At 50.0% G+C, this 12,536-nt stretch carries 11 protein-coding genes, 1 tRNA gene and 1 other annotated feature; all 12 genes read left to right on the forward strand.

Annotation, left to right across the window (positions count from 1 at the left end; genetic code table 11):
• The first annotated feature begins 32 nt into the window (after positions 1 to 32).
• Positions 33 to 106, forward strand: a tRNA-Pro gene (locus DW915_RS01240).
• Positions 107 to 201: 95 nt separating this feature from the next.
• Positions 202 to 1,230, forward strand: a complete 1,029-nt coding sequence (locus tag DW915_RS01245) for a LacI family DNA-binding transcriptional regulator (protein WP_118600608.1) — start codon at positions 202 to 204, stop codon at positions 1,228 to 1,230.
• Positions 1,231 to 1,561: 331 nt separating this feature from the next.
• Positions 1,562 to 1,825 (forward strand) — a binding site (T-box leader).
• Positions 1,826 to 1,925: 100 nt separating this feature from the next.
• Positions 1,926 to 3,587, forward strand: a complete 1,662-nt coding sequence (locus DW915_RS01250; protein WP_022462286.1) for a 2-isopropylmalate synthase — start codon at positions 1,926 to 1,928, stop codon at positions 3,585 to 3,587.
• Positions 3,588 to 3,602: 15 nt separating this feature from the next.
• Entirely contained in the window at positions 3,603 to 4,208 is a 606-nt protein-coding gene (locus DW915_RS01255) for a hypothetical protein (RefSeq protein WP_117804054.1), read from the forward strand.
• A gap of 209 nt (positions 4,209 to 4,417) precedes the next feature.
• Complete coding sequence (gene thrC / locus DW915_RS01260) at positions 4,418 to 5,902, forward strand: threonine synthase (protein ID WP_055266623.1); 1,485 nt, start codon at positions 4,418 to 4,420, stop codon at positions 5,900 to 5,902.
• An 81-nt stretch (positions 5,903 to 5,983) separates the two neighbouring features.
• A complete protein-coding gene (locus DW915_RS01265) occupies positions 5,984 to 8,215 on the forward strand; it encodes a cell wall hydrolase (RefSeq protein ID WP_118719004.1) in 2,232 nt (743 codons plus the stop codon).
• Positions 8,216 to 8,250: 35 nt separating this feature from the next.
• A complete protein-coding gene (cobT, locus tag DW915_RS01270) occupies positions 8,251 to 9,300 on the forward strand; it encodes a nicotinate-nucleotide--dimethylbenzimidazole phosphoribosyltransferase (RefSeq protein WP_118741418.1) in 1,050 nt (349 codons plus the stop codon).
• Positions 9,301 to 9,317: 17 nt separating this feature from the next.
• Positions 9,318 to 9,839: a bifunctional adenosylcobinamide kinase/adenosylcobinamide-phosphate guanylyltransferase gene (locus DW915_RS01275; RefSeq protein WP_022462291.1), complete on the forward strand. Its 522-nt coding sequence runs from the start codon at positions 9,318 to 9,320 to the stop codon at positions 9,837 to 9,839.
• 1 nt (position 9,840) lies between these two features.
• Positions 9,841 to 10,617: an adenosylcobinamide-GDP ribazoletransferase gene (locus DW915_RS01280; protein WP_118719006.1), complete on the forward strand. Its 777-nt coding sequence runs from the start codon at positions 9,841 to 9,843 to the stop codon at positions 10,615 to 10,617.
• On the forward strand, positions 10,614 to 11,021 hold the full coding sequence (locus DW915_RS01285; protein WP_118600614.1) for a bifunctional adenosylcobinamide kinase/adenosylcobinamide-phosphate guanylyltransferase: 408 nt from the start codon (positions 10,614 to 10,616) through the stop codon (positions 11,019 to 11,021). The genes DW915_RS01280 and DW915_RS01285 overlap by 4 nt, the downstream gene beginning before the upstream one ends.
• Entirely contained in the window at positions 11,014 to 11,610 is a 597-nt protein-coding gene (locus tag DW915_RS01290) for a histidine phosphatase family protein (protein WP_022462294.1), read from the forward strand. The genes DW915_RS01285 and DW915_RS01290 overlap by 8 nt, the downstream gene beginning before the upstream one ends.
• Before the next feature lie 6 nt (positions 11,611 to 11,616).
• The gene (locus tag DW915_RS01295) at positions 11,617 to 12,486 is read left to right on the forward strand and encodes an amidohydrolase family protein (RefSeq protein ID WP_022462295.1); all 870 of its coding nucleotides are present in this window, start codon (positions 11,617 to 11,619) and stop codon (positions 12,484 to 12,486) included.
• Positions 12,487 to 12,536: the final 50 nt, after the last annotated feature.

Below are 12,536 nucleotides of genomic sequence, written 5' to 3' on the forward strand. Positions count from 1 at the left end.
AGAAGTTCGCTGGTATAATGAAAACATGATTACGGGGTATGGCGTAGCTTGGTAGCGCGCACGGCTGGGGGCCGTGAGGTCGCAGGTTCAAATCCTGTTGCCCCGATCGGTAAGAGTGTCGTTTTACGGCACTTTTTTTCTTACAGACAAAGACGTGTGCGGAAGAAAAATGAATTGCGCAGAAAAAACAGGGAGGAAGTTATGGGGAAAGTAACGATACAGAGTATGGCAAAGGAGCTGGGATTGTCCCGGAATACGGTTGCCATGGCATTAAAGGATGATCCGAAGGTAGCTCCGGTGACGCGGGAGAGAGTTCTTCGGATGGCGAAAAGAAATGGCTATCTGGGCGAAAATGTATATGTGGAAGAAGTTCGGGCACCGCAGGAGAAGCATTACAATATTATGGTTCTGCGTACGCGGGATGCCGCTGTTTATTGGGACCGTGTCGTGAGCGGCATCTCCGAGGAGGCGAGCCTCAATAACTGTCAGACGCGCGTTGCGGTCGTGACGGAGCGGGAGGAGGAGAACGGCATTCTGCCGCTCGGCCTGAATGAAAATATCGATGCGATCTTCTGCATTAAAATGCTGCCGCTGGAATATATGCAGAAACTGGTAAATCTGGGATACCGCATTTTTCAGCTCGACCATTACTGCGGTATCGAACAGCGGCCGATGGGCGATATCGTGCGTGTGGACGGTGTGCAACCGGTGAGTCTTCTGACGTCCCATCTGATCGGGCAGGGCATGACGCGGATCGGTTTCCTAAGTGAGCACAGCAGCACGTATGAGTCGATGCATGACCGGTATGTCGGTTTCCTTGCAGCGATGGAACAGGCGGGCATTCCGCTCGAGGAGGAGCTTGTGCGCCCCAATATGGAGAGCGATCATTTTTATTACCCGGAAAATTTTGACAAGATTGTGGCGAGCTACGATACACTGCCGGAAGCGATTGTCTGCGGCAACGATATGATCGCCAAAAGATTGACAGAATCCTTCCGGAAAATCGGCGTGCGCGTGCCGGAGGATGTGGCACTGACCGGATTTGATGATGATGAGGACCGGATGCTGTATCCGTTCTTCTCAACCGTTCATGTCGATACGAAGTGGCTTGGCCGCCGTATGGTGCATGAATTTTTATGGCGGGAGGAGCACCCGGAAGCGCCGAAAGAACGGATTCTCGTTTCGGGGGAGGTTGTGGTGCGCCGTTCCTCGTGCAAGCGCCAGGGATAGAAAGAAATAGAAAAAACAGGAAAAAGTGAACAAAGAAAGAAAGCCAGGGACGCCCCGGCGGACGAGAAGAAAAACCGTCTGCCGGGGCGTTTCCGGCTCCCTTTTTGCGATGATTCAAATTCGTGCATAAATGCCATGTAGAAAAACACTACCACGGAAAACAGGTAGAGGATTACCAGAAATACCTAGAAGAGTACAACAAATAAAACAACGAAATCATGTGTTAGAGCACCCGCCGGAGCCTCCTTTCCGGCGGGTGTATTTTTACGGAATCCTGCGTTTTGCGCTTGACAGAGATGGAGAAAAATGGTAACATAAGAGCCAAGTTAGGAAAAAGGCAAAGAAGAGGAATACTACATGGAGCTTCCGAATCCAGAAAGCTGTTGGGTGATGCGAAACAGCAGACGAATTCCGTGGAACTGACCTCAGAGCCGCTGCTCCCAAATTTAGAATAAAAAGAGTAGGTGCAGACGGAAACCCACCGTTAGAAGGGCAGGATATGCAGATGTTTCATCCGTATCCGCAGAGTGTACAGAGAAAATCTCTGTAAAACAGGAGTGGTACCGCGTAAGATAGCAAGTCTTTCGTCTCTTGTGTCAGAAGCCGACACAGAAGATGAGAGATTTTTTTATGCTTTCATCCCGAATTTATGTCGGCAGAATAAATTGTATTTCACTTTCTGGGAGGAAAAAATCATGATGAATGTAAAGAAGTATCAGAAACAGTATTATATGCCGCCGGTTCCGTGCATGGACTGGGCAGAAAAAGACAGCATTGACAAAGCACCGGTATGGTGCAGCGTTGACCTTCGTGACGGAAACCAGGCACTTGTAATTCCGATGAGCCTGGAGCAGAAGGTAGAATTCTTCAAACTCCTCGTCGAGGTTGGTTTCAAAGAGATCGAGGTCGGCTTCCCGGCAGCATCTGAGACCGAGTACGAATTCCTTCGCACCCTGATCGAGCAGGATCTGATCCCGGATGACGTAACCGTTCAGGTTCTGACCCAGGCGAGAGAGCATATCATCCGCAAGACCTTCGAGGCATTAAAGGGCTGCAAGAATGCCATCGTTCACGTTTACAATTCCACTTCCTATGCACAGCGTCAGCAGGTCTTCAAAAAATCGAAAGAAGACATCCTGAAAATCGCCGTTGAGGGAGCAAAGCTCTTAAAAGAGCTGACAGAAGAGGCCGGCGAGAAATACCGCTTCGAGTACAGCCCGGAGAGCTTTACCGGAACCGAGCCGGAATATGCGCTTGAGGTGTGCAACGCCGTTCTCGACGTATGGCAGCCGACTGCAGACCGCAAAGCCATCATCAACCTGCCGAGCACCGTGGAGCTTTCCATGCCGCACGTTTATGCAAGCCAGGTGGAATACATGAGCAAAAACCTGAAATACCGCGATAATGTCGTTCTTTCCCTTCATCCGCACAATGACCGCGGCTGCGGCGTTTCCGATGCAGAGATGGGTATCCTTGCCGGAGCAGACCGTATCGAGGGAACGCTGTTCGGAAACGGCGAGAGAACCGGAAACGTGGATATTATCACGGTCGGCATGAACATGTACATGCAGGGCGTCGATCCGGAGCTTGACTTCTCCGATATGCCGAAACTCTGCCATGCATTTGAATCCTTCACCGGTATGAGCATCAACCCGAGAAGCCCGTACTGCGGATCTCTCGTATTTGCAGCCTTCTCCGGTTCCCATCAGGATGCGATCGCAAAAGGCATGCACTGGATCGAGGAGAAAGCACCGGATACCTGGACCGTTCCGTATCTGCCGATCGATCCGACCGATATCGGAAGAAACTACGATGCAGACGTCATCCGCATCAACAGCCAGTCTGGAAAGGGCGGTGTCGGCTATATTCTGGAGACGAAATACGGCCTGAATCTGCCGGCGAAGATGCGCGAGGCTATGAGCTATACCGCAAAATCCGTTTCCGATCATCTGCATAAAGAGCTGCGTCCGGATGAGATCTTTGAACTCTTTAAAGATACCTTCGAGAACGTAACGACACCGTACAACATCAACGGCGTTCACTTTAAACAGCTCGATGAGGGCAGAATTGAAGCACAGGTTACCTCCAATTACGAGGGCGGTGAGTATGCAACTGTATATGCAGAAGGAAACGGCCGTCTGAATGCTGTCAGCAACGCGCTGAAACAGCAGTACAATCTGCAGTATGATCTGGTCAGCTATACGGAGCACGCGCTGGAGCAGAGCTCAAGTGCACAGGCAATTGCCTACGTCGGCATCAAAAAGCCGGACGGAATCCTTTCCTGGGGCGCAGGCGTAGATCCGGATATCATCCGCGCTTCCATCGACGCGCTGGTAACTGCAATCAACAACCGATAAGAAAAGAGAGAGCATATGCTGTTTAAAAACAAAATTGAATACACCAAAGGAATGTTTGTGGAGATTTACGGCACCGAGATAAAAAAAGTACGTCTGGTACTGCGGATCATTACAGGGATTGCTGTTGTGGCTGCGATCGCTTTTATGATCTACGGTGCAGCAGCGCGGGGATTTATCATGCCGGGAGACTTCTTCAATCTTGGAATCTCCATTCTGATGGCACTTCTGTGTACGTTTCTGCCGAATCTGATGGCACGTTCACAGATGAAAAAATGCAAAAAGAGAGGACTCCTTGGAGAACGTACCCTTCGTTTTACTGAGCAGGTGCTCACAATGACATACGAAAAAGAGGGCAGAAGCACTGATATTCCGCTCGAAGAGCTGACAAAGGTGACGGAGTTTGACAACTTTATCCGCATCACCATCGGAGGCAGAAGCACCTTTCTCGATAAGAAACGCTTTGAAATCGGAGACGCGGCAGCGTTTGTGACCTGGGCGGAAGATAGAATCGCAGAGAATGCGGAAAAAGAGGAAGAGGCACTCGCACTCGAGGAGACAGAAAGGGAAGCTCCGGCTTTAGAAGACGGCGAAGCAAAAACGGAGGAGTCCGACGAAAATTAAATCATACATTCTGACAAAAAATATTTTGGCAGAATGGTGGAAAATGGCTGTGCATTTTTGTGCACAGTCATTTTTTGTATATTTTTGTTGTTTTTTCATACTTCATCCATTATAATAAAAGGAAGCGTACAGGTAAAACTAATCTGAAACGTATCCGGCCAGGAGTCAGAGAGGCTCTGCCGGGAGTCAAAGTGAAGGAGAGAAAGAGCATGGAAGTATTATACAAAAGTACCAGAGGCAATGGAGAAACCGTAACTGCATCCCGGGCAATCTTAAAGGGTCTGTCCGACGACGGCGGATTATTTGTACCGACCTCCATTCCAGCACTGGATGTTCCCATGGAAAAACTTGCGGCTATGAGCTATCAGGAAGTAGCATACGAGGTAATGAGCCGTTTTCTTACCGACTTTACAGAAGATGAACTGAAAAACTGTATTGCAAACGCATACGATGCGAAATTTGACACAGAGGAAATTGCACCGCTGACAAAAGCAGACGGTGTTTACTATCTGGAGCTGTTCCACGGCGCAACGATCGCGTTCAAGGACATGGCACTTTCCATTCTGCCGCATCTGATGACGACCGCCGCAAAGAAAAACGGCGTGAAAAATGAGATCGTCATCTTAACTGCTACATCGGGAGATACCGGAAAAGCAGCAATGGCAGGCTTTGCAGATGTGCCGGGTACCAGAATTATTGTATTTTACCCGAAGAACGGCGTAAGCCCGATTCAGGAAAAACAGATGGTAACACAGAAGGGCAAGAACACCCACGTTGTAGCCATCCACGGAAACTTCGACGACGCACAGACCGGCGTGAAGAAAATGTTTAACGACAAAGAGCTTGGAAAAGAGCTGGCAGATAAAGGTTTCCAGTTCAGCTCTGCAAACTCGATCAACATCGGAAGACTCGTTCCGCAGGTCGTCTACTACGTATATGCTTACGCAAACCTGGTGAAAAACGGAGAGATTGCAGACGGAGAAAAGATCAATGTAACCGTTCCGACCGGAAACTTCGGAAATATTCTCGCTGCATTCTATGCAAAACAGATGGGACTGCCGATCGCAAAACTGATCTGCGCTTCCAATGAGAACAAAGTTCTGTTTGACTTCTTCCGCACCGGCGTTTACGACAGAAACAGAGACTTTATTCTGACAACATCACCGTCCATGGATATCCTGATCTCGAGCAATCTGGAGCGTCTGATCTACCGCATCGCCGGAAACAGCGAAGCAGCAGACCGCGAGCTGATGCAGGATCTTGCAAAGGACGGAAAATATGAGATCACCGATGCGATGAAAAAAGAGCTGGCAGACTTCTACGGCAATTATGCATCCGAACAGGAGACAGCAGACGCGATTGCAAAACTGTACAGCGATACCGGATATGTGATTGATACCCATACCGCGGTTGCAGCGGCTGTATACGGAAAATACCGCGAGGAAACCTATGACGAAACTAAGACCGTCATCGCATCTACCGCAAGCCCGTATAAATTTACAAGCAGCGTTCTTGCAGCGATTGCACCGGAGTATGACACCCTTCCAGTACTGGAGCAGGTAGACAAGCTGTCTGCACTTGCCAATACCGAGATTCCGCGTGCGATCGAAGAAATCCGTACTGCACCGGTGCTTCATACGACAGAGTGTGATGTAGATCAGATGCCGGAGACTGTTCGGGCGTTTTTGAAATAAGATAAAGCAGGAGCAGAATTTTAAAACAGGCAGAGCACACAGCAGGCTTTGCCTGTTTTTGCAGGGAGAGAAGAATAAATAATGAAAAATAAAGTAATCAGGGGAGTACTGGCGGCAGCCTGCGTGACAACCGCTGTCAGTGCTGCGAACGTATTTGGAGCAGGCACAGAGCAGAGTCTGGTAAATGAGGCTTCTGCTGTTACACAGGAAGAAACAGAAGAAACATCGGAGGCGGAAACCACAGACGAAAATACGCCGGAGATGACAGAAACGGAGACGCCGGATTCGACAGCGGAAAATGCCGCCTCGGATCTTCCGGCGGCAGAAGTACAGAGCGGAAAGCCCGAAGAGACGGCGGTATCCGTGCAGGCTGGAAGCTATTACCCATGGGTGAATGAGAACGGGATCTGGTATTTTAAGGATCCGGATGGTACCATTGTCAAAGGAGCCTGGAGAGAGTACGACAAGAACCGTTACTACCTGAATAATGACGGAAAAATGGCGGTCGGCTGGAAAAAACTTGATGGAGCCTGGTATTATTTCCAAAGCTGGGGCGGTGTTTACCGGGATGCCTTTTACACCGTGAAAAATGTACCGTATTATTCTGATGCGGACGGAAAAATGGCGACCGGCTGGAAACTGATCGATGATGTGTATTATTATTTTGATGATCAGGGCGCGATGTACCGGAATCGTTTTTTTGAGTATGACAAGAATACGTATTATGTTGATGCGGATGGAAAAATGGCATCCGGGTTCGAACAGATTGACGGGATCTGGTATTACTTCCGAAGCTGGGGCGGCATGGCACAAAACACCTTTCTGACGCATAAAAATAATATTTATCATGTTGATACGGATGGAAAGATGACGACCGGCTGGCTGCTGCAGGATGGAACCTGGTATTATTTCCGAAGCTGGGGCGGCATGTACCGCAGCACCTTTTTCAAAGCACCGACAGGAAGTGCACTTTACTATGCCGATGAGAACGGAAAGATGGCTGTCGGAAAAAAACAGATCGACGGTGACTGGTACTATTTCAAGGACTGGGGCGGCATGTATCAGAATGCATTCATCAAAAACGGAACGAGTGTATGCCATGCGGCTGCAGATGGAAAACTGACCGTCGGCTGGCTGCAGCAGGGCAGTACATATTACTATTTTGATGAAAACGGAGAGCAGTATTTTGACCGCTTTTTTGAATATGACAACAATACATATCGTGTGAATGCAGATGGAAAGATGGTAACCGGCTGGCAGAAAATCAATGGTACGTATTATTATTTCCGGGGCTGGGGCGGCATGTACCGTGGTACCTTTTTCCAGCTTGGCGGTGAAATGTATTATGCCGATGCGGATGGAAAGATGGTGACGGGCTGGCTTTCGAAAGAGAACCAGTGGTATTACTTCCGGGAAAATGGTGCGATGTACCGCAATACCTTCTTTACGCATTTAAACAACAGTTACTATGCCGATGCCAACGGCGTGATGGTGACGGGAGAGCGGACTATCAACGGCGCTTCCTATTACTTTAAAGACTGGGGAGGCATGGCAAAGAACCAGTGGCTCAATGCACAGAAACGGATGGTAAGCGGTGATCCGCAGACGGGCTGGTATTACTTTGGAAGCGACGGAAAGATGGTAAAATCGTATTACGCTCTGCTGAAAAAGAACAGCAGCAACTGGTACTACAGCTTTGACGAAAACGGAGTGTGCATTCTCGGCTCAAGCCAGTATGTGCGTGCAAAGGACAGCGTAAGCGGAAAATATTATACGATGGAGCATCAGTATTACACGGATCCGTCTGTGAGTGACCGTGATTTCTTTGCGGCTATCTGCAGTGCGGAGGCGGGTGTCCAGAGAAAAACAGGTATGACGGCAGTTGCGATGGTCATCCGGAACCGGATGGCGGCACAGAATATTTCGCTCCGCACCGCGATTTATAAACAGCAGCAGTTTGAACCGGCGCGGAACGGAAGTCTGACAAACTATCTGACGGGAATTGCGGAGCAGAGCAGTTCGATTATCAATCAGCTGAAAAATAATGGAGCCTACGGTGCAGTGGATGAATCCCAGTCGATCATGGATGCATATCTGAAGAACGGCACAAAGCGTGTGATCCCGGGCTTTGGCGATACGAGAGATGATTTTGATTATCTATATTTCATGACTCCGAAAGCATTTAAAAATCTGAATATGGATAAAGAAAAATGTGTGACATATACATACACCTATAAATGGACAACTTCCAGCGGAACAGCGCGGGAAGATTCCCATATTTTCTTTGTGAACTGGGTGAAAAAACAGAGCTGATCGGACGTCATATCGAAAGAAGGGGCGAACAAAAGATGACATTACAGGAAACAATCGAACAGATCCATCCGCTTTCGAAAGAGGCGATGGATCGTGCCAAGGCTCACTGGGACGGCATTGCAAAACCGCTCCACAGCCTCGGAAAGCTGGAGGACGTGCTCATCCAGATTGCCGGAATCACCGGAAAAGAGGAGATTTCGATTGAAAAAAGAGCACTTCTGACGTTCTGTGCGGACAATGGCGTTGTGGAAGAAAACGTGACGCAGAGCGGTCAGGAAGTGACAGCGACAGTTGCGGAAAATTTTCTGCAGGAGAAGGCGACAGCAGCCATTCTCTGCCGCGGCGCGCATGCGGATCTGTTTCCGATTGATATCGGAATGGCGCGCGATACGAAGGTTCCGCGGTATAAAGTTGCGTATGGAACAAAAAATATGGCAAAAGGTCCGGCGATGACAAGGGAAGAGGCCGTTCGTGCGCTTGAAACAGGAATCGCCGTGGCGGAAGAAAAAATTGCGGCGGACTATCAGCTGATGGCAACCGGTGAGATGGGCATTGGAAATACGACGACGAGCAGTGCAATGGCAGCCGTTTTCCTGAATCAGCCGGTTCCGGAACTGACGGGACGGGGCGCCGGGCTTTCGAGTGAAGGTCTTGCGCGGAAAATTGCAGCGATTGAAAAAGCAATTGCCATCAATCAGCCGGATCCGTCCGATCCCATCGATGTGCTGGCAAAGGTCGGCGGTTTTGACATTGCCGGCATGGCGGGTGTCTTTCTTGCAGGGGCTGCACATGGCGTTCCGGTTGTGATGGATGGCTTTATTTCCTGTGTGGCAGCGCTTCTTGCTGCACGGATTGCACCGTTTGCAAAGGACTATATGATCGCTTCGCACGTATCGAAGGAGCCGGCGGCGCATCTGCTGCTTGCAGAGCTTGGAAAAGAAGCCTTCCTGCACTGCGATATGTGTCTGGGCGAGGGAACGGGCGCCATCATGCTTTTCCCGATTCTGGATCAGGCAAATGCCGTATACCGCGGCATGGCGACATTTGACGAGGCACAGATCGAAACGTATGTGCCGCTGACTTAAAAAAGGCAGGTGAAACGATGATACATCTGGTTACAGGCGGCAGCGGCAGCGGAAAATCGGCGTATGCGGAGCAGTGTATTCTGGATTTTGGCGGAACACGGAGGGTTTATATCGCAACGATGCAGCCATTCGGTGCGGAAGGGCAGGCGCGTATTGCACGCCACCGGAAGATGCGCGCGGCAAAGAAGTTTTCGACGATTGAGTGTTATACGAATTTAAAAGAAGTGGAGCTGGAACCGGGAAGCGATGTGCTGCTCGAATGTATGTCGAATCTCACGGCAAATGAGATATTTGATCCATCCGGGGCGGGAAAAGCGCGGGCGGAGGAGGAAATTCTTGCGGGCGTTTCCCGTCTGGCCCATCAGGCGCGGAATCTGGTTCTGGTGACGAATGAAATTTTTTCGGACGGATACCGATATGAGGAGGAGACGATGGAATACCAGCGGATCCTGGGAAACATTAATGTACGTCTGGCAGAGATGGCGGACTGTGTGACCGAGGTTGTGTATGGGATTCCCGTCAGAATAAAAAAAGAATAAGATGAAAACGATATGGAATAACTTTAAAGTGGCGTTTGCCATGTACTCGAAAATCCCGATGCCGCCGGCAGACTGGGAAAAAGAGAACATGAAATATGCGTTGTGTTTCTTTCCGTGGGTCGGACTGGCTGTTGGTGCAGTTTCGGCGGTGCTTTTCTGGCTGCTGAAGCAGATTGGCGCGGGAAGCATGCTGCGGGCTGCAGTGCTGACGGCAGTTCCGGTTCTGGTGACGGGCGGTATTCACCTCGACGGCTATCTGGATACGATGGATGCGTTAAGTTCCTGGAGAGAAAAACAGCGCCGACTGGAAATCTTAAAAGACCCGCACGCCGGAGCATTTGCGATTATTATGGGATGTCTGTATTTTGTACTGTACGCGGGCGCAGCCGGAGAACTTATCTGGAAGATTTTTCCGGCGTATGCATTTGGCTTCGCAGTTTCGAGATCGTTCAGCGGTCTTTCGATCGTGTTTTTTCCAAATGCCAATCCGAAAGGAACAGCGGCAGCGTTTGGCATGAGCGCAGAGAAAAAAAGAACGGCGGCGGTGCTTGTTGTGACGATTTTTGCCGTGACGGCGCTCTCAGCTTCGTTCTGCGTCTGGGCGGCACTGGATGTACTGGTTGTATCGGCACTGGTATTCTGTTATTATAAATGGAAAAGCAGTAAGTATTTTGGAGGAATTACAGGAGATCTCGCAGGCTATTTCCTTTCGCTCTGTGAGCTGGCACAGCTCCTGTCTCTTGTGGTACTTTCTCTTGGAATGGAGAACTGGAAATGAAATTAGTAATTGGAGGGGCTTTTCAGGGAAAGCTTAACTTTGCAAAGAAGATGACCGGAAAAGAAACAGGATGGGCCGATGGGGCAGCAGTTTCGAAAGAGGAGCTGTCGGCATGTTCCGGCGTATATGATTTTCAGGAACTGGTCCGCAGATGGCTCCTTCTGGAAGAGGAGACCGGGACTGCACCGGAAGCGGAACTGGAAGAACTGCTGCAGAAAAATCCGGAAATCTGCATTGTTACGAATGAACTCGGTTACGGAGTGGTTCCGATCGAACCCTTCGACCGGAAATGGCGGGAAAAGACGGGGCGCATCTGTACGGAGCTGGCAGCAAAGGCTGATTCGGTAACCCGTGTGGTGTGCGGAATCGGAATCCTGCTGAAAGGTGAGGAAAAACATGATTAAAATTGCAATGATCCGCCATGGAAAAACCTATGGCAATACATTAGGACGGTATATCGGCGTGACGGATGAACCACTGTGTGAGGAAGGGAAAAAAGAGCTGGAACAGCGGACGATGGATACTGTTGAGCTTCTGTTCGTCAGCCCGCTGAAACGGTGTCTGGAAACGGCAGACATTCTGTATCCGTACGCCAAACAGGTCAAAATCCCGGAATTTGCAGAGTGCAATTTTGGTGAGTTTGAGAACAAAAATTATCAGGAATTAAAAGATAATCCGAAATACCAGGAGTGGATTGATTCCATGGCGACGCTTGCCTTTCCGGGCGGTGAGAGCCCGCAGCAGTTCAAGGACCGCTGCATCGCCGGCTTTGACAAGATGGTGGATACGTGTATCCGCCGCCATTACCGCAACGTGGCGATGGTGGTACACGGAGGCACGATCATGAGTATCCTTGAGCAGTACGGCGTGCCACAGAAGAGTTACTATGACTGGCGAGTAGAAAACGGCTGTGGATATCATCTGTATCTCTCGGAGCAGAACTGGAAAATGGGCCGTAGAGAAGCTGTGGTGGAATCGGAGATAAGGCGGTAAACAAAAATGGTGACAGCAGAATGCCATGCCCATATTTTTATGGACGGTGTGGATTACAAAAAGGCGGCGGCAGCGCATGAAAACGGCCCGCGGGAGGATCTGATCCGGGAACATCTGGCGGCGTATCAGAAGGCAGGGATTTCCTATGTGCGTGACGGCGGGGATCCGTACGGGGCGGGTGTTCTTGCACGGAGCCTTGCGCCGGAGTACGGGATCACATACCGCACACCGGTTTTTGCGATTCACAGGGCGGGCCGTTATGGAAAAATTGTCGGACGCGCATTTTCAGACTGGAAAGAGTATTGTGCGCTTGTGCGTGAAGTACGCCGTGCGGGCGGAGATTTTATCAAGATCATGACGACGGGAATCCTGGATTTCGCGACAAAGGGGCATGTGACCAGTGAGCCGCTTTCCAGGGAGGAGGTTTTTGCAATGACGGCTGCGGCACATGATGCGGGGCTTTCTGTGATGGCGCATGTGAACGGCGCACAGGCTGTGATGGATGCGGCAGAGGCAGGCGTGGACTCGGTTGAACACGGGAACTTTCAGAATGAAGAGAGCATCTGCTGTATGGCAGAGCATGCAACAATCTGGGTGCCGACAATTGTGACGGTTTCGAATCTTCTGGAGAACGGCAGATATCCGGCTGAAACGCTGGCGTGGATTTTTGAGACGCAGAAAAAAGGTCTGCAGCTCGCATTTGAAAAGGACGTTGTGCTTGCGGCGGGAAGTGATGCCGGCGCATACGGCGTACTTCACGGAAAAGGAATCCGGGAAGAAGAGAGTGTAATGCGAAAAATCCTTGGGGCAGAAAATGGGCAGGAGCTGGAAAAGCGGCTTGCGTTTGGAGAAAAAAAGATCCGGGAAAAGTTCTGAAAATTTTCTGCGTTTCAGGCTTTAGAAAAAATTTAGAATTAAACGGGCAG

The sequence above is a fragment of the Blautia sp. AM42-2 genome (genome assembly GCF_003480245.1).
Lineage (GTDB): Bacteria > Bacillota > Clostridia > Lachnospirales > Lachnospiraceae > Fusicatenibacter > Fusicatenibacter saccharivorans.

What these genes read in the sequence shown, in the direction of transcription:
- thrC (WP_055266623.1), top strand. Translation starts at nt 4,418, where the DNA reads ATGGAAGTATTATACAAAAGTACCAGAGGCAATGGAGAAACCGTAACT.
- DW915_RS01250 (WP_022462286.1), top strand. Translation starts at nt 1,926, where the DNA reads ATGATGAATGTAAAGAAGTATCAGAAACAGTATTATATGCCGCCGGTT.
- DW915_RS01290 (WP_022462294.1), top strand. Translation starts at nt 11,014, where the DNA reads ATGATTAAAATTGCAATGATCCGCCATGGAAAAACCTATGGCAATACA.
- DW915_RS01280 (WP_118719006.1), top strand. Translation starts at nt 9,841, where the DNA reads ATGAAAACGATATGGAATAACTTTAAAGTGGCGTTTGCCATGTACTCG.
- DW915_RS01245 (WP_118600608.1), top strand. Translation starts at nt 202, where the DNA reads ATGGGGAAAGTAACGATACAGAGTATGGCAAAGGAGCTGGGATTGTCC.
- DW915_RS01295 (WP_022462295.1), top strand. Translation starts at nt 11,617, where the DNA reads ATGGTGACAGCAGAATGCCATGCCCATATTTTTATGGACGGTGTGGAT.
- DW915_RS01265 (WP_118719004.1), top strand. Translation starts at nt 5,984, where the DNA reads ATGAAAAATAAAGTAATCAGGGGAGTACTGGCGGCAGCCTGCGTGACA.
- DW915_RS01275 (WP_022462291.1), top strand. Translation starts at nt 9,318, where the DNA reads ATGATACATCTGGTTACAGGCGGCAGCGGCAGCGGAAAATCGGCGTAT.
- DW915_RS01255 (WP_117804054.1), top strand. Translation starts at nt 3,603, where the DNA reads ATGCTGTTTAAAAACAAAATTGAATACACCAAAGGAATGTTTGTGGAG.
- DW915_RS01285 (WP_118600614.1), top strand. Translation starts at nt 10,614, where the DNA reads ATGAAATTAGTAATTGGAGGGGCTTTTCAGGGAAAGCTTAACTTTGCA.
- cobT (WP_118741418.1), top strand. Translation starts at nt 8,251, where the DNA reads ATGACATTACAGGAAACAATCGAACAGATCCATCCGCTTTCGAAAGAG.